The sequence below is a fragment of the Rhodoferax ferrireducens T118 genome, from assembly GCF_000013605.1.
Lineage (GTDB): Bacteria > Pseudomonadota > Gammaproteobacteria > Burkholderiales > Burkholderiaceae_C > Rhodoferax > Rhodoferax ferrireducens.
Window position 1 is genome coordinate 2287558 of record NC_007908.1, and the last position, 18252, is coordinate 2305809.

The window sequence follows — 18252 nt, forward strand, 5'->3', positions numbered from 1 at the left end:
CAAATGGTCGTGGATTTTGGAGTGCTCGACTGCGACCGACCTTGTGTTTTATCAATGCCCGCTTGTGGTTGGTCTTGTGCCAGGGAAGTGGAAATGTGGCCAGCGCGCTGCGCTTTGACCCTGTTCTGCGTATCAGCTGCGGTTGGCTGCACAAGCAGAAAATGGAACAAGCTTTGCGGCAGCTGGGGGCAGATCGTGGGGCCGTTGTGGCAACTGCCTGACAATTTATACCAAATAAGGCTCTTGCCCCTGTGCAATAGGCACTTGCAGCTATTGTATTTATAGCGTCTGTAGGCGCTGCAGGGCCGCGTTCAGCGTTTCATCCTTCTTTGCAAAGCAGAAGCGAACCACACGCTGATCAAAGCCGTTGCCATAGAACGCGGACAGCGGAATGGCGGCCACGCCAATTTCCGAGGTGAGCCATTTGCAAAAATCGGTCTCGCCCAAGTCGCTGACATCCGAGATGTCCACCGACTGGAAGTAGGTGCCTTCGCAGGGCAGCAGCTTGAACTTGGTGCGCTCCAAGCCCTTGCGGAAGAGATCACGCTTGTGCTGGTAAAACGCGGGCAGCTCCAGATAGGGTTTCGGGTCGGCCATGTAAGTCGCCAGGCCGTATTGCACCGGCGTGTTGACGGTGAACACGTTGAACTGGTGTACTTTGCGAAACTCGGCGGTCAAGGTGGCGGGGGCGGCCACGTAGCCCACTTTCCAGCCTGTCACATGATAGGTTTTGCCGAAGCTGGAGACGATGAAGGCACGCGCTGCCAAGCCGGGAAAGCGCGAAGCACTTTGGTGTTGCTGGCCGTCAAACACCATGTGTTCATAGACTTCGTCGCTGATCAGCAAGACGTTGGTGGGCGCGAGAATTTCCTGCAGGCGCAGCATTTCGTCCGCCGTCCACACCGTGCCGCTGGGGTTGTGCGGCGAGTTGATGATGATGGCGCGGGTTTTCGGCGTGATGGCTGCCGCGATTTTGTCGAAGTCGGGGCGGAAGGTGCCCGGTGTCAAAGGCACGCGCACCGGCACGCCGCCAGCGAGATCAATATTGGGCACGTAGCTGTCGTAACAAGGCTCCAGCACGATGACCTCGTCGCCCGCGTGGACGACCGCCAGGATGATGGTGATGATGGCTTGCGTGGCGCCGGCCGTGACGGTGATTTCGCTCGCAGCGCTGTAGTCGCGCCCGTGCAGCGCCTTGATTTTGGCCGCAATCGCATCGCGCAATACCGGCACGCCGGTCATGGGCGGATACTGGTTCAGGCCTTGCTTCATGGCGTCGGTCACCACATCGACCAGCTTGGGGTCGCAGTTGAAATCGGGAAAGCCCTGTCCCAGGTTGACGGCATTTTTTTCCGCCGCCAGCGCGGACATGACGGTGAAAATAGTGGTGCCAACGTTGGGCAGTTTGGTCTGAAGAGAGGGGGTTTTTGTGATGCCCATGGTATTTACTAGTTCGAAATGGAGTGGTTTTTACAGTTCGTAGTCATCAACATGACCCAGCATGGCACGTGCCACCAGATCACGGCTCAGCCGGTCGCTCAGCAATTCGGCAAATTTGTAAACAAAATTGCGCAGGTAGGCGCCACGTTTGAAGGCGACGCGCGCCACATTCTGGCCAAACAAAAGCCCGGCGGGGCGCACGACCAGATCGCTTTGGGCGCCCTCGGCCACCACGTCACGCACCGACATTTCCGCGGCAATGCCGATGCCCAGGCCCAGGCGCACATAGGTCTTGATCACGTCCGAGTCAATCGCCTCCAGTGCAATGCGGGGCTCCAACTTGCGGGTGGCAAAGGCGTGGTCAATCTTGGTGCGCCCGGTGTAAGACGGGTGGTAGGTGATCAGGGGTTCGTGGGCAATATCTTCCAGGGTCAGGTGCTCCTTCAGACACAAGGGGTGGCCCACCGGAAATACGAGCACATGCTGCCACTCGTAGCAGGGTAAGGTCACCAGCTCGGAATAGCTATCCAACGATTCAGTGGCAATGCCGATCTCGGCCACTTCATCAATCAACATTCTCGCCACCTGGTCCGGCGAGCCCTGATGCAGGCTGACATTGACCTTGGGGTAGGCTTGGCGCAGCTTGGCCACGGGTTCCGGCAGCACATAGCGCGCCTGCGTGTGGGTGGTGGCGATCGACAGGGTGCCGCTGTCTTCGGCACTGTATTGCTCACCGATGCGTTTGAGATTGCTCACCTCCCGCATGATGAGCTCAATGCTTTTGAGAACATGCTGACCCGGCTCGGTCACTCGCTTGAGGCGTTTGCCGTGACGGGCAAAAATTTCAATACCCAGCTCTTCTTCCAACTCAATGATGGCTTTGGAGACGCCTGGCTGGGACGTGTGCAGCGCCTTGGCCGCTTCGGTCAGATTGAGGTTGCGCCGGACAGCCTCTTGCACAAAGCGGAATTGGTGTAAGTTCATATCGAATTTCAACTAAGAATGAAATTTATTATGCCCTACCCAATCGCGTTAAAACGCATCATCGAAGGCCAAATTCTCACGAAAGGGCTATTCGTGCGATCAACTCAATGACTTGTGCGTCCTCTCCGATCGCTGGCTTCAGATCGAACGCCAACTGTGGATGGCTGGCCTGCAGCGCCGCCATCAGCAGTGGCAAATCGTCCCGTGTGTGCTTGCCGAGGCCAAAAAAGACCGGAACCACCGTGATCGACGTGACACCCAGGGCTGCCAATTCTGTCGCGCTGTCGGGCAGACTGGGAGCCGAGAGTTCCAGGTAGGCGCAGCGCACTTGCACCGCAGGGGCCACGGCGCGCATCCGCTGGGCCACCGCTTCAATTGGCTTGCGCCATAGGGGGTCGCGCGAGCCGTGCGCCAGCAGGATGGTGCCGCGCACCATAGGAGGTTGCATCAAGATGTCACTCACATTGACCGCTGCGCCGACGTCAGCGCCGCAGGACCAGCCACCCAAAGGCAGTCAGGGAAAGCACGAGATAGATCATGCCCGGCAGCGCCGCGGTTAGCCATGGTTGCCAGTTTTGCAGGTTGCCCATGTAGCCAAAGACGTTGTTGAGCAAGAAGAAACTGATGCCCGCCATGACGCCGCCAAAGACATAGGTGGCAATGCCACCCGAGCGAAAGTGCAGGTAGGCAAAGGGCAGGGCGAGCACCACCATGACCAGGCAACTCAGGGGATAGAAAACCTTTTTCCAGAACTCGATTTCGTAGCGCTGAGCCACTTGCGAGTTGGCTCGCAGGTGCTGGATGTACTGAAACAGGTCAATCGTGCTCATGCGTTCGGGTTTGAGCAGCGCCGCCGCCACCATCTCCGCGCTGATCTGGTTGGGCCACCTGAAACTGTCCAGTTGGGCGCGATCAATGCGTGCCGTGTCGGCATCACGCGGCGGGAACTCGGTTCGGCTCACGCGGCTGAGGTTCCATGCGTCATCGGCTCCAAACTGGGCGCTTTCGGCCTGCAAGGTGGACATCAGGAAACCCTGGTTGTCGAATTCGAAAACCCGCACGCCGCGCATGCTGCCATCCGGCGCCATGGCGCTGACGTTGACGGCGTATTGCGCGTTGGTCTGCTGTTCCTTGAGCCAGGCACCGGTTTGACCGACCGTGATGCTGCCCTGGTAACGGGCCTTGAGGAGCTGCCCCGCGCGGTCTGCCGGAGGGGAAATGTAATCCCCAATGGCAAACGTCAACACGACAAATCCCAAACCCAGCAGCAACAAGGCTTTCAAGGCACGCCACGGTCCCAGCCCACTGGTGCGCAATATGGTGAATTCAGAGCTTTGCGCCAAGCGTGCCATGACAAAAATAGTGCCAATGAGAACGGCAATGGGCAATAGCTCATACAAGTGACTCGGAATCATCAGCGCCACAAAAGTCAGGGCATGGACGAGCCGGTAGCCCGCTTCCGAATAACGTCCAACCGCCTGGATTTCTTCAACAAAATCAAAAAAGAAAAACAGGGAGAGAAAGCCGAGGGTGACAAAAGCCACCGCATAAAGCACTTCGCCGTAAATCAGGCGCCGCAGGGTCTTCAAGTGGGTGTCTTTCGCAACGTTGAGGTGGACAAAGTGGGCGCGCCCGGCAAAGAGCGCCAGCGCCAGTTGTTATGCCCCTTGGCCAGCCAGAGGATGCCCAGTACCAAGGCGCCACCATGCACCACCGCTAAAAACCAGCCGAAGGTGAACTTGCCGGAGGCTATCCAGCTTTGGCCAAGGCTTAACAGGTTGTAATACAAGACGAAGGCAAACAAGGAAAACACCAGGTTGGCGCTGCGCCCAACGCGTGGATTAACGCCTGAAACGGCAATGCCAATGATTACAAAATTGATGGCCGCCAAAATCAAACCGATGCGCCATGACAATTCCGCCAGGTTCGGCAGGGTTTGATTCTTGAACAATGCCAAAGTAGGCTGGGTATTGATGGGGACGTAATTGCTGCCACTGAGAACGTCTTTCCCGACCTTGATGCCGTATTCTTCAAACTCACTGATTTTCAGGTCCGACGTGCCAAGCACGCTCTCCAGTCGTTGTCCGTTGCTGAGCATCAAAAACCGGTCTTGTCCAATGGTCTCGATCCGGCCGCGGCGAGCGGAAGTGATGGTCTCCTTGCCGTCTTCGTTGGTCGCGATGAACACGTTGTTGCCAGCCTGCTTCCCGGTGGCGTCCTTTTCAACAAAGAACACCCTTTTACCGCCGGCCGACTCCTGAAATTGACCGGGTTCAATACGTTCAATATCGCCCCGTTTTTCATATTGATCCTTCAGGGTTTCGATTCGCTGGTTCGACCAGGGCAGCACCAACAAGGCCAGAGCCGCTACCACCAGCAACACGGGCCAGGCAAAGCGGAACAAAGGGCCAAGCAAAGCAGCCAGACCCTTGCCACTGCTGAACCAGATCACCATCTCACTGTCACGGTACATGCGTGACAAAGTGGCGATGATGGCAATAAACAGGCTCATGGTGAGAATGGTCGGCATGTAGGCGAGCACTGTATAACCCATGACCAGCATCACGTCAGACGGATTGAAGCTGCCACGCGAGGCCTGCCCCAAGGTGCGAATCAGTGTCATCGTCATGACCACCGTCGCCAACACAATCAGCGTCGCACCAAAACTGCGCGCCAGTTCCTTGCGGATGGAAGAATGGAATAACATCGGTTGCGATTTTGTGGGACAGACTGCAGCTGCGTAAAGCGAGCCAACGCTCTCTTGGACTATTGTGAAACTTTGCGGGACCGACTGCAGCTACGCCTGGAGAGCCAGCTCTGTCCTCAACTGATTAAAAGTATGGATTATGAACTTTGAACTTGAAACCCTCGACCTGAACGGTGCCGCCAAGGAGAAGTGCGACGCTCTGATTGTGTTGCTCGCGACTTCCTTTAAGCCGGGGAAAGACAATTTATCCATATTGGTGGCGCAAGCATTGAAAGCGGGTGACCTGGAGAGTCAGTCTGGCAAAGCGCTGGTTTTGTACCGCCCAACCGGATTGGCTTGCGCACGCGCTGTGTTGGCGAATGTTGGGGAAGGCTCAGCCAATGAGGTCAGCAAGGCCGTGAAAGCAGCCGTGTTGGCGGTCAAAGCGGGCAACGTCAAAAAGCTCGTGATTTGTTTTGCCGCCTTACCGCAAGAAGCGCCACTGCGTGCCGCCGTGACCGCCGCCGCTGAAGCCAGCTATGTGTTTACCACGACCAAGTCCAAGCCGGAGGGCCGGGTGATCCAGCGCGTTGTCGTGGCTGTGTCAAATTCATCCGGGTTCAAGCCGGTTTTTGATCGGGCCGTGGCCGCCGTCACCGGTATTGAGTTCGCCAAAGAATGGGCCAATCGACCCGCTAACCACGCCACGCCTGCGCTGCTGGCGGGTGCCGCGCGTTCATTGGCCAAGCTTGCGAACATCAAATGTGAAGTGCTGGGCCCCAAGCAGGTGGAAAGGCTGGGGATGGGCGCTTTCATGGCGGTCGCTCAAGGCTCGGAAGAACCGCTGCGCTTCATTGTGTTGCGCTATGACGGTGCACAAAAGTCCGCGGCGCCGACGGTCCTGCTGGGCAAGGGCATCACCTTTGACAGCGGCGGCATTTCCATCAAGCCCGCAGCTGACATGGACGAGATGAAGTTTGATATGTCGGGTGCGGCCAGTGTGCTGGGCGTCTTTCTGGCGTTGGCGCAGCTCAAGCCCGCGATTAACGTGATCGGTTTGATTCCTTCTTGCGAAAATTTGCTCGATGGCCGGTCAGTCAAACCCGGCGACGTGGTCACCAGCATGAGTGGTCAGACCATTGAAATTTTGAATACCGATGCCGAGGGTCGTTTGGTGTTGTGTGACGCATTGACCTATGCCGAGCGCTTCAAGCCGCGTGCCGTGGTTGATATTGCCACCTTGACCGGCGCCTGTGTGATTGCGCTTGGTGGCGTGCGCAGTGGTCTTTTTTCGGCCGATGATCAATTGGCTGCGGCCCTGGTGTCGGCCGGGGAATCTTCGCTTGACTTGTGCTGGCGACTGCCGCTGGACGACGATTACGCCGAAGGTCTCAAAACCAGTTTTGCCGATGTTGCCAATGTGGCAGGGCGCGCGGGTGGCGCCATTACCGCCGCCAAGTTCCTGCAGCGTTTTGCAGGGAAATTTCCTTGGGCGCATCTGGATATTGCCGGCACGGCCTGGAAAAGCGGGACGGCCAAGGGCGCCACGGGTCGCCCTGTGGCGCTGCTGCTGGAATACCTGCTCACTTCAGCCAAATAAAAAAAGTGACATGACCAATGACTGAGGTGGCCTTTCACTTCAATGCACCCGACCGGGTCGCCTATGCCTGCCGTCTGCTGCGCAAGGCCGCGGCAAGTGGTGCCAAGCTTGTGGTGATAGGTTCGCCGGACGTGCTGCAGCAACTGGACCGCGCCCTTTGGACGTTTTCAGCCGTTGATTTTGTGCCACATTGTTTTCTGGAGAGTGAGTCACACGTCGTTGCCGCTTCGCCCGTGATTTTGTCGACATCCACCCATGCGGTGCCCCACCAGCAGGTGCTTCTCAACCTTGGCCAACTTGTGCCCGAGGGGTTTGAGCGCTTTGAGCGTGTCATCGAGGTGGTCGGCCAGGAGGACGAAGATCGTCAGTCGGCGCGAAGCCGCTGGAAAAGTTATGCCGATCGTGGCTACGTCATCACACGTCATGATCTGGCTTTGAAAACGTCGTACTGATGAACACAATACCCCGAAATTTGCCTCGTTTTGTACCCACCCTGACGGAGGTGGTAGAACCAGCTTCATTGGTCAGGACAGCGCCGTCGACAGGCCGGGACGTTGATGAAATCATCCAGTCCGTGATGCAGCGGGTCGATCGGGTGCTTGATTGTCGTTTGCGCGAGGACGCCGACGCCATGCTTCGCAACCTGGTGACGGAACAACTTCACACCTTGCAGTTGAGTCTTCGGGCAGAACTGGCGCTTGTCGTGCAACAAGCCGTGGCTGAGGCGATGGCGTTGCGAGAAGATGATCATTAGCAAAAATTATGTGGCATTAGCAGACCGGCTCGGTGTCTACCCTATGTTTCTGGCGCAGAAATTGCGTTATCGTGGTGGGTGTGGAGTTATTTAATTCACATTTTTTTTAAATTAATGGAGTTGTCTATGCAAATGAAATTGAAAATTACTGTGGTGGCTGCCATTGCAGCCGCTGCCGGTGTTGCCATGGCCCAGGAGACGGTCGTCAAGATCGGGCACGTTGCTCCGATTTCCGGTGCCCAGGCGACTTATGGCCGGGACAACGAGAATGGCGCCCTGATGGCAGTTGACGATCTGAACGCCGCAGGCGTCGTGATCGCAGGCAAGAAAGTCAAGCTGCAATTGGTGGCTGAAGATGATGCGGCCGATCCCAAACAAGGTGCAGCGGTTGCACAAAAACTGTGCGACGCCAAAGTAAATGGTGTGGTCGGTCACCTCAACTCGGGCACCACAATTCCCGCATCCAAGATTTACCATGATTGTGGTATTCCCATGGTCACGCCATCGGCGACCAACCCCAATTTGACCAAACCCGGCTATAAGACGACATTCCGCTTGCTGGCCAACGACAACTCGCTCGGCGCGGGCCTGGCTTTCTACGCCGCTGACACTTTGAAGCTCAAGCGCATCGCCGTGATTGATGACCGTACGGCTTATGGCCAAGGGGTCGCTGATATTTTCAAGAAAACAGCCGCATCCAAAGGCATCACGATTGTTGATGAGCAGTTCACCACTGACAAGGCGGTTGACTTCATGGCGATCCTGACGGCCATCAAGGGCAAAAATCCGGATGGCGTGTTCTTTGGCGGCATGGACGCACAAGCTGGTCCCATGTTGCGTCAGATGGAGCAACTCGGTCTCAACAATGTCAAGTATTTTGGCGGTGATGGTATCTGTACCCAGGATCTGATCAAACAGTCCGCTGGCGCCAAGACACTTGAAAACGTGATTTGCGCTGAAGGCGGCGCCTCTCTGGCCAAAATGCCCGGTGGTGTAGCCTGGAAGGCACGTTACGACGCCAAGTATCCCGGCCAGTTTCAGGTTTACAGCCCTTATGTCTACGACGCCGTGAATGTGATTGTTGACGCCATGAAGCGCGCTGGCAGTGCAGACCCCAAGGTCTATCTCCCCAAATTGGCTGAGACCAATTACAAAGGTATTACCACCAATGTGCAGTTCGAGCCGAATGGCGAGTTGAAGAATCCGGCTATGACAATCTACACCTACAAGGGTGGAAAAAAAGCAGCCTTGAACTGATCCAGTTCTGCAGCGGAAAAAAAAGCCATCTTCGGATGGCTTTTTTCTTGGCCCTTGGGCTCGTGCAGGGGAAATCAGACTTTGCTCGGTTAAAATTGCGAGTGCTGGAGCGGTGGATGAGTGGTTTAAGTCACACGCCTGGAAAGCGTGCGAGGGGTCAAACCCTCCGGGGGTTCGAATCCCCCCTGCTCCGCCAGTTGATAAGTGAATACGGGCCTTTTGAGGCCCGTATTTCATGCGGCTTTTGCCGGGCTCACATTCACAGACGTCCCAGTAACAGGTACTCCATGAGCGCCTTTTGCACGTGCATGCGGTTTTCTGCTTCTTCCCACACCACCGATTGCGCGCCGTCAATCACCTCGGCTTGCACTTCTTCACCCCGGTGCGCGGGCAGGCAGTGCATGAATAGCGCGTCCGGCTTGGCCGCGTGCATCATGTCCAGGTCCACGCACCAGTCAGCAAATGCCACTTTGCGGGCCTCGTTTTCGGCCTCAAAACCCATGCTGGTCCAGACATCGGTGGTGACCAGGTCGGCACCGGCGCACGCTTGCATCGGGTCCTGAAACACCCGGTAACTGTCACTCGAGCGCAGGCCGGCGATGGACTGGTCAACTTCATAGCCACCGGGCGTGCTGACATGCACCTTGAAGCCGAGAATTTCGCTCGCTTGCAGCCAGGTGTTGGCCATGTTGTTGCCGTCACCGACCCAGGCAACCGTCTTGCCCGCAATGGAGCCGCGGTGTTCGATGTAGGTGAAGATGTCGGCAAGAATCTGGCACGGGTGGAATTCATTGGTCAGGCCGTTGATGACCGGCACGCGCGAGTGTTGGGCAAAGCGCTCTATCTTGGTCTGCTCAAAGGTGCGGATCATCACCAGATCGACCATGCGGCTGATCACCTTGGCGCTGTCTTCAATCGGCTCGGCCCGGCCCAGCTGGCTGTCGCCGGTGGTCAGGTGCACCACGCTGCCGCCCATCTGGTACATGCCGGCCTCAAAGCTGACCCGCGTGCGGGTGGATGCTTTCTCGAAAATCATGGCCAGTGTTCGATCAGCCAGCGGGTGGTGCTTTTCGTAGGCCTTGAACTTCTTCTTGATCAGGGCGGCCCGCTCAAACAGGTAGGCGTAGTCGAGGGCAGTGAGGTCGCTGAATTGCAGGTAGTGTTTCATTGCGGGTACTCGCAGGGCAGGGTAGGAAGCAGTGGGCGGTTGTCGGCGTTCTTCAGCTGGCGTCAGTCAAAAGCTGCTTGATCAGCGGACACAGGATGCTGACCACTTCATCGGCTTCGGTCGCGCTCATGATCAGTGGCGGCACCAGGCGGATGACGGTGTCGGCGGTAACACTGATCAGCAGGCCGTTGTCGGCACATTGCTGGACCAGGGCGGAGCAGGGTTTTGCCAGTTCGACCCCGATCATCAAACCCATCCCCCGAATTTCCTTGATGGCGCCGGAGGTCAGCTCGGCAGACAGCGCAAGCGCGAGGGCTGCCGCCAGATGCTTGCCCACCTGTGCTGCGTTCTCAAGCAGACCCTCTTCTTCCATGATGCGAATGGTCTCGACCCCCGCCCGCATGGCCAGCGGGTTGCCGCCAAAAGTAGTGCCGTGGTTGCCGGGCTGAAAAATGGCGGCGGCCTTGGGGCCTGCCACCACCGCACCGACTGGCACACCCGAGCCCAGGCCCTTGGCCAGGGGCATCACGTCAGGCACGATGCCCGCCCATTGATGGGCAAACCATTTGCCGGTGCGGCCCATGCCGCACTGCACCTCGTCAATCATCAGCAGCCAGTCACGCTCGTCGCACAGCTGTCGTACCGCCTTGAGATAGTCCATGTGCATGGGGTTGATGCCGCCTTCACCCTGGATGGCCTCAAGAAACACGGCCACCACGTTTGTGTTGCCTTCGGTCGCGGCTTGAAGACTTTCGATGCTGTTGATCGGCACCCGGATGAATCCTTCCACCAGCGGGCCAAAACCAGCCTGCACCTTGGGGTTGCCGGTGGCGCTGAGGGTGGCGATGGAGCGGCCATGAAAGGCCTTCTCGTAAACCACAATCTCAGGCCGCTCAATGCCCTTGTCATGGCCAAATTTGCGCGCCAGCTTCAAGGCGGCTTCGTTCGCTTCCAGACCGGTGGAGCAGAAAAAGACATTGCTCATGCCCGACAGCTCGACCAATTTTTTGGCCAGCACTTCCTGGTTGGGCACGTGGTAATAGTTGCAGCTGTGGATGATTTTGCCGATCTGGTCTTGAAGCGCTGGCACCAGCTTGGGATGGTTGTGGCCCAGGGTGTTGACGGCAATGCCGCCGAGCGCGTCCAGATACGACTTGCCATTGACATCCCAAACGCGGCAGCCCTGACCATGCGACAGGGCGATGGGCAAACGACCGTAGGTGTTCATGACGTGGGGCGATGCGGCTTCAATGAAAGATGCATTCATGGTTTCAAACTTCATCCAATCAGTTGGGGACAGAGCCAGCTCGTGCTGCGACGCTGCGGACTGTTCCTCCAAGGCTCAAAAATAAAGCGGCCCAACGTGGGTTGGGCCGTTGAAGCGTGATTTTATGGCCATTGGCCTGTCTGCTTTTTTGACAATTTGACATCACTGCGATGCGTTCGATGTTTCAGACAGGTGTTCCAACAAAAAAGCCGTCTTTCGACGGCTCTTTTGCTTTTGCTGACAGCGCACCCGTTACAAACGGCGGATCGACTTTCTAGAAAATCAATCCGTGCGATTTGCCTGAAAAATCAGGCGGCGATTGCGGCCAGGGCTTTCACCTTGGTCGACAGACGGCTCTTGTCACGAGCAGCCTTGTTTTTGTGGAAGATGCCTTTGTCTGCCACGGTGTCAACCACGGCTTGCATCTTGGCAAACAACTCGGTTGCCTTGGCCTTGTCGCCAGCGACAACCGCTTTTTCCACGTTCTTCACCGCAGTGCGGTATTTGGAACGCAGCGAGGTGTTTGCAGCGTTGATTTTGACGTCCTGACGGACGCGTTTACGGCCCGACGCCAGGCGCGGGTTCTTTTTCTTGGGTTTTCCAGATGCCATAATTTAGTTCCTTGTGTCTGAGGATGTTGCCAGCAAAGCCTGCGATTCTAACAGGTGCTGGTCTGACGCAGCTACACTTCGGGCGGTGAGTCTCCTCAAATCTGCTTCTATTGTTTCCCTGCTGACACTGGTGTCACGCATTACCGGGTTGGTGCGCGAACTTCTGATTGCATCGACCTTTGGCGCCAATGCCATGACGGACGCGTTTAATGTCGCGTTTCGTATCCCCAACCTGTTTCGCCGCTTTTTTGGCGAAGGCGCCTTCAGTCAGGCCTTTGTGCCGGTGCTGGCGGCCTCCAAAGCGCAGCACGGCGAGGCGGCCACCCAAACCGTGATCAACCATGCCGCCACGGTCCTGACCTGGGCTCTGTTGGTGCTCAGCGTCATCGGCGTGGCGGCAGCGCCGGCCCTGGTGTGGGCCATGGCCAGTGGCCTGCAACAGGACCCGCGCGGCTTTGAGGTGGCTATTGTCATGACGCGCTGGATGTTTCCCTACATTGCCTTCATGTCGCTGGTGGCGCTGGCCGCGGGTGTACTCAATACCTGGAAGCATTTTGCCGTACCGGCCGCCACGCCGGTGTTGTTGAACCTGTGCATGATTGTCGCGGCGTGGCTGGGTGCGCCCTGGTTCAAGACCCTGGGGCTGGAGCCGATTTACGCGCTGGCCGGTGGCGTGTTGCTCGGTGGCGTGCTGCAACTGGGTGTGCAGTGGTGGGCCTTGAAAAAACTCGGTCTCGCCCCCGCCATCGGTCTGCGCTGGCGTGTGTTGCGCGCGGCTTGGGCTGATCCCGCCACCAAGAACATCCTGCGCCTGATGGGACCCGCTTTGTTGGGGGTGAGCGTGGCGCACATCTCAATGCTGATCAACACCCAGATCGCCTCGCATCTGGCGCCCGGCAGCGTGAGCTGGATCACCTATGCCGACCGCTTGATGGAGTTCCCCACGGCCATGCTCGGTGTCGCCATGGGCGTGGTGCTGATGCCCCAGCTTGCACTGGCCCGCGCAGCGGGAGACAAGGCGAAATATTCCGCCATGCTGGACTGGGGGCTGCGCCTGGTGGTGCTGCTGGCCGTACCGTGCGCGGTGGCGCTGATCGTGTTCCCGATGCCGCTGGTGGCCGTGCTGTACCACTACGGTGCCATGACTGACTTGGACGTGCAAAAAATTACTTACGCACTGATGGGGTGGGGCGTCGGCTTGATCGGGATCGTGGCCATCAAGGTCCTGGCGCCGGGGTATTACGCCAACCAGGATACCAAAACGCCGGTCACCATAGCGGTTGCCGTGTTGATCATCACGCAGTTGCTCAACGTTGTGCTGGTGCCTGTGTTTGCCCATGCCGCGCTGACGCTGTCAATTGGCATCGGCGCCATGATCAATGCCGGCTGGCTGCTTGTGGGCCTCATGCGGCGTGGCAGCTACAAGCCCGAGCCGGGTTGGGGCGCTTTTGTGTTGCAGGTGATTGCCGCCTGCGCTTTGCTGGCTGTCTTTTTGATGTGGGCCAATAGTGCTTTTGCCTGGACCCAGCTGCGTAGCGAGAGTTTCAAGAGAATTTGGCTTCTAGCCCTCGTCCTTATTGGCGCTGGCGCTATATATTTTGCAGCTATCTGGGCGGCGGGCCTGAAGCTGCGCCAGTTCTTGCGGCGCTGAGCGGGGTCAGTGCTGTTGGGCCTTCAACGCCAGGAAGCCGTCGTTTTCGAATGGATGCGACGGCTTCCTGCTTTTGACAGTCGCTTAAGCCCGCTGGACTTGCACCATTTTCATGGCCGAAGAAATCAGCGCTGACACCTCGGTCATGTTGCTGGGCACAATCAGCGTGGTGGTGGCCTCTGCCGCCACTTTGGAATAGGCGTCTACCGCTTTTTCGGCCACCTTGAGCTGCACCGCCTCAGCACCGCCGGGCTGGCGAATGGCCGACGCGATACGTTCAATCGCCTGGGCGGTGGCCTCGGCGACGGCCAGAATGGATTGCGCATCGCCCTGGGCCTTGTTGATCACCGCCTGCTTTTCGCCTTCAGAACGGGCAATAAAGGCTTCACGTTCACCGGTGGCTATGTTGATCTGCTCCTGGCGCCGACCTTCTGAGGCGGCAATCAGTGCCCGCTTTTCACGCTCGGCGGTGATCTGCTGCTGCATGGCGTGCAGGATTTCTTTCGGTGGCGTCAAGTCCTTGATTTCATAACGCAGCACCTTGACACCCCAGTTCAATGCGGCCTCATCAATCGCCTGCACCACCTGGGCGTTGATGATGTCGCGCTCTTCAAAGGTTTTGTCGAGTTCGAGCTTGCCAATGACGGAGCGTAGCGAGGTCTGCGCCAATTGAGAGATGGCCACGATGTAATTGCTGGAGCCATAGCTGGCGCGCATCGCATCGGTCACCTGGAAATACAAAATGCCATCGACCTGCAACTGGGTGTTGTCACGCGTGATGCAGACCTGGCTGGCAATGTCCAGCGGCACTTCCTTGAGCAGATGCTTGTAGGCTACCTTGTCGACAAAGGGCACCAGAAAGTTCAAACCCGGCATCAGGGTACCGTTGTATTTGCCAAGCCGCTCGACGACCCACGCGTGTTGTTGGGGAACGACCTTGATGGACTGCGTGACAAAGATCACCGCGATCACGAACAGGATGACTGCAACTTCCATTTAACTCTCCAAAAAATAGCTAACCGAATTCACACTTTCTCGACCACCAGGCGGCTGCCAGTCACCTCAACGATGCGGTGCAGACCCGGGGTCGCCACGGCACCCGCCTTCAGTGAGACGCTCCAGGCGGCACCGCGGTACTTGGCCGTGCTGGTTCCATCTGCGTTCCACGCCTCGATCTGCAGGGTTTCCCCAATATCCAGATTGACATCCCGGTTGGCACTGGCAGGCAGTGCAGGCGGCTGGTGCTTCCTGTAACTGCGCCAAGCCACAACAAAACCACCACCCAGCACGGCCGCCACCACCAATTGGGCTGGCACCGGCGCCCCCAGATGGGCGGCGACGGCTGCGCCGGCCAGCCCCAGCGACAACATGAGCAAATAAAAGGTGCCGGTCAGCAGTTCGGCCGCGATAACCGCCCCCGCCAACAGCCACCAGATCGTCGATTCAGCCATGTTTGTTTCCAATTGTGTTTCCCTTGCCACATTCTGCGGCAAAAGTCGCCATACGCAAGGGCTGAGAATGGATTAGTCCTTACACTTCGCGCCTCATTCCTGAAATTGTTTTGTAAGTGGCTGGAGTTACCAATGAAATTTCGCTTTCCCATCATCATCATTGACGAGGATTTTCGCTCTGAAAACGCCTCCGGCCTGGGTATACGGGCGCTGGCCCAAGCCATCGAGTCAGAAGGCCTGGAAGTGCTGGGTGTGACCAGTTATGGTGACCTGAGCCAGTTTGCGCAGCAGCAAAGCCGCGCCAGTGCCTTCATCATGTCCATTGATGACGAGGAATTTACCCCCGGTCCGGACCTCGACCCGGCCGTGGTGAACTTGCGCCACTTCATCGAAGAGGTGCGTCGTAAAAATCTTGATGTGCCAATCTATATCTACGGCGAGACCAAGACCTCACGCCATTTGCCCAATGACATCCTGCGCGAGCTGCATGGTTTCATTCACATGTTTGAGGACACGCCCGAGTTCGTGGCGCGTCACATCATTCGCGAAGCCAAAGCTTATCTGGAGAGCGTGCAGCCGCCGTTTTTCAAGGCCTTGTTGGACTACGCCGAGAATGGTTCCTACTCCTGGCACTGCCCGGGGCACTCCGGTGGCGTCGCCTTCCTGAAAAGCCCGGTCGGTCAGATGTACCACCAGTTTTATGGCGAGAACATGCTGCGTGCCGACGTCTGCAACGCAGTGGAAGAACTGGGCCAACTGCTGGACCATGATGGTGCGATTGGCAAGAGCGAGCGTAATGCGGCGCGCATCTTCAATGCCGACCACTGCTTTTTTGTCACCAACGGCACCAGTACCAGCAACAAGATGGTGTGGCACCACACGGTGGCGCCCAATGACGTGGTGGTGGTGGACCGCAATTGCCATGTGTCCATCCTGCACGCCATCATCATGACCGGGGCCATTCCGGTGTTTTTGAAGCCCACGCGCAACCACTTCGGCATCATCGGGCCGATTCCCAAGAGCGAGTTTGAGCCAGCGTCCATCAAGGCAAAAATCAAGGCCAACCCCTTGATCAAGGAGCATCTGCCCGACGTGGACCTGAGCCGGATCAAGCCGCGCGTGCTGACGCTGACCCAGTCCACCTACGACGGTGTGCTGTACAACACCGAGACGGTCAAAAACATGCTGGACGGCTATGTGGAGAACATCCACTTTGACGAAGCCTGGTTGCCACATGCGGCATTTCACCCGTTTTACGGCACCTACCATGCGATGGGTAAAAAGCGCTCGCGCCCCAAGCACGCCATGGTCTATGCCACGCAATCGATCCACAAGCTGCTGGCCGGCATCAGCCAGGCCAGCCAGGTGCTGGTGCAGGATTCGCAAACCGTCAAGCTCGACAAGCACCTGTTCAACGACGCGTATCTGATGCACACCTCTACCTCCCCGCAGTACAGCATCATTGCCAGTTGCGACGTGGCTGCCGCCATGATGGAGCCACCCGGCGGCACCGCGCTGGTGGAAGAAAGCATCGCTGAAGCGCTCGATTTCCGCCGTGCCATGCGCAAGATCGACGAAGAATACGGCACCGACTGGTGGTTCAAGGTGTGGGGACCTGAAAAACTGGTGGAAGAAGGCATTGGCCGCGCCGACAGCTGGATCATCAAAGGCGAGTCAGCCAAAGCCAAGGCGGGTGTCAACTGGCACGGTTTTGGCAAAATGGCCACCGGCTTCAACATGCTCGACCCGATCAAATCGACGGTGGTCACGCCCGGCATGGACTTGAACGGCAAGTTTGCCAAGACCGGCATTCCGGCCAGTATCGTCACCAAGTTCCTCGCCGAACACGGCGTGGTGGTCGAGAAAACCGGGCTTTACAGCTTTTTCATCATGTTCACCATCGGCATCACCAAGGGCCGCTGGAACAGCATGTTGACCGCCTTGCAGCAGTTCAAGGACGACTACGCCAAGAACCAGCCGATGTGGCGCATCCTGCCCGAGTTTTGCCAGAAGTACCCCAAATACGAAACCATGGGGCTGGCTGACCTGTGCCAGCACGTGCACCAGCTCTACGCCAAATATGACATTGCGCGCCTGACGACCGACATGTATTTAAGTGACCTGGCGCCGGCCATGAAGCCCAGCGATGCTTATGCCCACATTGCGCTACGCAAGACCGAGCGCGTGGCGATTGATGATCTGGAAGGTCGCATCACGGTTGGCCTGGTCACACCTTACCCGCCCGGCATTCCCTTGCTGATACCGGGTGAAGTGTTCAACAAGAAAATCGTGGACTACCTGAAATTTGCCCGCGAGTTCAATACCCAGTGCCCCGGTTTTGAAACCGACATTCATGGACTGGTGGAAGAACAGGAGGCTGACGGGCAGCGGCACTATTACGCGGATTGCGTCAAGTCCTGAATCGGAAAATAAAATAGGTAGCTATAAATATTATAGCTACCTATTTAACAGGGACGGGGGCTACAGCCCTATTTTATCAAGACTCCACGACCGCCACGGCGGTCTGGCTGACGCCGCAGTCGACATAAGAAATCTGCCCGGTCATGCCGGACGCCAGGTCGCTGAGCAAGAAAGCGGCCACATTACCGACCTCTTCAATCGTCACGTTGCGCTTCAAAGGTGATGCGCTGGCTGAAATGGCCAGCAAGCGGCCAAAGTCCTTGATGCCGCTGGCGGCCAGTGTCTTGACGGCGCCAGCGCTCAGGCCGTTCACGCGCATGCCGCGTGGGCCAATCGCATCGGCCAGGTAACGCACCGACGACTCCAGTGATGCCTTGGCCAAACCCATGGTGTTGTAGCTGGGCACCACGCGCACGCCGCCCAGGTAAGTGAGTGTGAGCAAGGACGCCTTGTCGTTGAGGTAGGGCAGGGCGGCCTTGGCCATGGCGGGGAAGCTGTAGGCACTGATGTCGTGCGCGATGCGAAAGTTTTCACGCGTCAGACCGTCCAGGAAATTGCCGGCAATGGCCTCGCGCGGCGCGTAGCCAATGCTGTGCACAAAGCCATCAAATTTGGGCCAGTGCGTGGCCAAATCGGTGAACAGTTTTTCAATCTGGGCATCGTCTGCCACGTCGCAGTCAAACACCAGCGTGGAACCAAAATCGGCCGCAAACTCAGTGATGCGCTCCTTGAAACGCTCGCCGACGTAGCTGAAGGCCAGTTCCGCGCCTTGTTCATGGCAGGCTTGCGCGATGCCGTACGCGATCGAGCGTTTGGACAATACGCCGGTAATCAGCAATTTTTTTCCTGTCAGGAATCCCATAGTGGTCTCTTCTCTCAGTTCTTGATATGCAGTTAAATCGTCGCCGTGTCGGAATCGGCTTGAAAAGCCGTTTATAGCGGCTTTCATCACACCCGCCTGA

General features: G+C 57.5%; 17 protein-coding genes and 1 tRNA gene. 7 read left to right on the forward strand and 11 right to left on the reverse strand.

What is annotated here, in order from left to right; translation table 11 throughout:
- Positions 1-279: 279 nt before the first annotated feature.
- The 5 genes from RFER_RS10670 to lptF all read right to left on the reverse strand — a co-directional run bounded on the left by RFER_RS10670 (position 280) and on the right by lptF (position 5131).
- Entirely contained in the window at positions 280-1440 is a 1161-nt protein-coding gene (locus RFER_RS10670; protein ID WP_011464403.1) for a pyridoxal phosphate-dependent aminotransferase, read from the reverse strand.
- Positions 1441-1470: 30 nt separating this feature from the next.
- The gene (locus RFER_RS10675; protein ID WP_011464404.1) at positions 1471-2424 is read right to left on the reverse strand and encodes a CysB family HTH-type transcriptional regulator; all 954 of its coding nucleotides are present in this window, start codon (positions 2422-2424) and stop codon (positions 1471-1473) included.
- A 76-nt stretch (positions 2425-2500) separates the two neighbouring features.
- Positions 2501-2872, reverse strand: coding sequence for a sirohydrochlorin chelatase (locus tag RFER_RS10680; RefSeq protein ID WP_011464405.1), 372 nt, complete (start codon positions 2870-2872; stop codon positions 2501-2503).
- A gap of 34 nt (positions 2873-2906) precedes the next feature.
- Positions 2907-4013: an LPS export ABC transporter permease LptG gene (gene lptG / locus RFER_RS10685; protein WP_011464406.1), complete on the reverse strand. Its 1107-nt coding sequence runs from the start codon at positions 4011-4013 to the stop codon at positions 2907-2909.
- Positions 4010-5131, reverse strand: coding sequence for an LPS export ABC transporter permease LptF (gene lptF / locus RFER_RS10690; protein WP_011464407.1), 1122 nt, complete (start codon positions 5129-5131; stop codon positions 4010-4012). The genes lptG and lptF overlap by 4 nt, the downstream gene beginning before the upstream one ends.
- 139 nt (positions 5132-5270) lie before the next feature.
- On the opposite strand from lptF, the gene RFER_RS10695 reads away from it, so the two are divergent.
- The 5 genes from RFER_RS10695 to RFER_RS10715 all read left to right on the forward strand — a co-directional run bounded on the left by RFER_RS10695 (position 5271) and on the right by RFER_RS10715 (position 8917).
- Entirely contained in the window at positions 5271-6710 is a 1440-nt protein-coding gene (locus RFER_RS10695; protein ID WP_011464408.1) for a leucyl aminopeptidase, read from the forward strand.
- A gap of 17 nt (positions 6711-6727) precedes the next feature.
- Positions 6728-7162, forward strand: coding sequence for a DNA polymerase III subunit chi (locus RFER_RS10700; protein WP_011464409.1), 435 nt, complete (start codon positions 6728-6730; stop codon positions 7160-7162).
- Complete coding sequence (locus RFER_RS24080; protein ID WP_011464410.1) at positions 7162-7464, forward strand: hypothetical protein; 303 nt, start codon at positions 7162-7164, stop codon at positions 7462-7464. The genes RFER_RS10700 and RFER_RS24080 overlap by 1 nt, the downstream gene beginning before the upstream one ends.
- A 126-nt stretch (positions 7465-7590) precedes the next feature.
- Entirely contained in the window at positions 7591-8721 is a 1131-nt protein-coding gene (locus tag RFER_RS10710) for a branched-chain amino acid ABC transporter substrate-binding protein (RefSeq protein ID WP_011464411.1), read from the forward strand.
- Between the two features lie 106 nt (positions 8722-8827).
- Positions 8828-8917, forward strand: a tRNA-Ser gene (locus RFER_RS10715).
- Between the two features lie 63 nt (positions 8918-8980).
- Here RFER_RS10715 and argF read toward each other — a convergent pair.
- The 3 genes from argF to rpsT form a co-directional block, all read right to left on the reverse strand.
- Positions 8981-9889, reverse strand: coding sequence for an ornithine carbamoyltransferase (gene argF, locus RFER_RS10720; RefSeq protein WP_011464412.1), 909 nt, complete (start codon positions 9887-9889; stop codon positions 8981-8983).
- A gap of 52 nt (positions 9890-9941) precedes the next feature.
- Positions 9942-11156: an aspartate aminotransferase family protein gene (locus RFER_RS10725; protein WP_011464413.1), complete on the reverse strand. Its 1215-nt coding sequence runs from the start codon at positions 11154-11156 to the stop codon at positions 9942-9944.
- Positions 11157-11464: 308 nt separating this feature from the next.
- Complete coding sequence (gene rpsT, locus RFER_RS10730) at positions 11465-11767, reverse strand: 30S ribosomal protein S20 (RefSeq protein WP_011464414.1); 303 nt, start codon at positions 11765-11767, stop codon at positions 11465-11467.
- 85 nt (positions 11768-11852) lie between these two features.
- Between rpsT and murJ the strand changes: the two genes are divergently transcribed.
- Complete coding sequence (gene murJ / locus RFER_RS10735) at positions 11853-13418, forward strand: murein biosynthesis integral membrane protein MurJ (protein ID WP_041790564.1); 1566 nt, start codon at positions 11853-11855, stop codon at positions 13416-13418.
- A gap of 84 nt (positions 13419-13502) precedes the next feature.
- Here murJ and RFER_RS10740 read toward each other — a convergent pair whose 3' ends face one another.
- Together RFER_RS10740 and RFER_RS10745 are read right to left on the reverse strand one after the other, a co-directional pair.
- The gene (locus RFER_RS10740; RefSeq protein ID WP_011464416.1) at positions 13503-14414 is read right to left on the reverse strand and encodes an SPFH domain-containing protein; all 912 of its coding nucleotides are present in this window, start codon (positions 14412-14414) and stop codon (positions 13503-13505) included.
- A 29-nt stretch (positions 14415-14443) separates the two neighbouring features.
- On the reverse strand, positions 14444-14869 hold the full coding sequence (locus tag RFER_RS10745) for an NfeD family protein (RefSeq protein WP_011464417.1): 426 nt from the start codon (positions 14867-14869) through the stop codon (positions 14444-14446).
- A 132-nt stretch (positions 14870-15001) separates the two neighbouring features.
- On the opposite strand from RFER_RS10745, the gene RFER_RS10750 reads away from it, so the two are divergent.
- A complete protein-coding gene (locus RFER_RS10750) occupies positions 15002-17290 on the forward strand; it encodes an arginine/lysine/ornithine decarboxylase (RefSeq protein ID WP_011464418.1) in 2289 nt (762 codons plus the stop codon).
- 76 nt (positions 17291-17366) lie between these two features.
- Here the strand turns inward: RFER_RS10750 and fabI are convergent, their stop codons facing one another.
- Entirely contained in the window at positions 17367-18152 is a 786-nt protein-coding gene (fabI, locus tag RFER_RS10755) for an enoyl-ACP reductase FabI (protein WP_011464419.1), read from the reverse strand.
- Between the last annotated feature and the right edge of the window lie 100 nt (positions 18153-18252).

Coding starts and splice junctions, on each gene's coding strand:
- fabI (WP_011464419.1), bottom strand. CDS start 18,152: ATGGGATTCCTGACAGGAAAAAAATTGCTGATTACCGGCGTATTGTCC.
- RFER_RS10710 (WP_011464411.1), top strand. CDS start 7,591: ATGCAAATGAAATTGAAAATTACTGTGGTGGCTGCCATTGCAGCCGCT.
- RFER_RS10675 (WP_011464404.1), bottom strand. CDS start 2,424: ATGAACTTACACCAATTCCGCTTTGTGCAAGAGGCTGTCCGGCGCAAC.
- RFER_RS24080 (WP_011464410.1), top strand. CDS start 7,162: ATGAACACAATACCCCGAAATTTGCCTCGTTTTGTACCCACCCTGACG.
- rpsT (WP_011464414.1), bottom strand. CDS start 11,767: ATGGCATCTGGAAAACCCAAGAAAAAGAACCCGCGCCTGGCGTCGGGC.
- RFER_RS10745 (WP_011464417.1), bottom strand. CDS start 14,869: ATGGCTGAATCGACGATCTGGTGGCTGTTGGCGGGGGCGGTTATCGCG.
- RFER_RS10725 (WP_011464413.1), bottom strand. CDS start 11,156: ATGAATGCATCTTTCATTGAAGCCGCATCGCCCCACGTCATGAACACC.
- RFER_RS10695 (WP_011464408.1), top strand. CDS start 5,271: ATGAACTTTGAACTTGAAACCCTCGACCTGAACGGTGCCGCCAAGGAG.
- RFER_RS10740 (WP_011464416.1), bottom strand. CDS start 14,414: ATGGAAGTTGCAGTCATCCTGTTCGTGATCGCGGTGATCTTTGTCACG.
- RFER_RS10700 (WP_011464409.1), top strand. CDS start 6,728: ATGACTGAGGTGGCCTTTCACTTCAATGCACCCGACCGGGTCGCCTAT.
- lptF (WP_011464407.1), bottom strand. CDS start 5,131: ATGTTATTCCATTCTTCCATCCGCAAGGAACTGGCGCGCAGTTTTGGT.
- RFER_RS10750 (WP_011464418.1), top strand. CDS start 15,002: ATGAAATTTCGCTTTCCCATCATCATCATTGACGAGGATTTTCGCTCT.
- RFER_RS10670 (WP_011464403.1), bottom strand. CDS start 1,440: ATGGGCATCACAAAAACCCCCTCTCTTCAGACCAAACTGCCCAACGTT.
- argF (WP_011464412.1), bottom strand. CDS start 9,889: ATGAAACACTACCTGCAATTCAGCGACCTCACTGCCCTCGACTACGCC.
- RFER_RS10680 (WP_011464405.1), bottom strand. CDS start 2,872: ATGCAACCTCCTATGGTGCGCGGCACCATCCTGCTGGCGCACGGCTCG.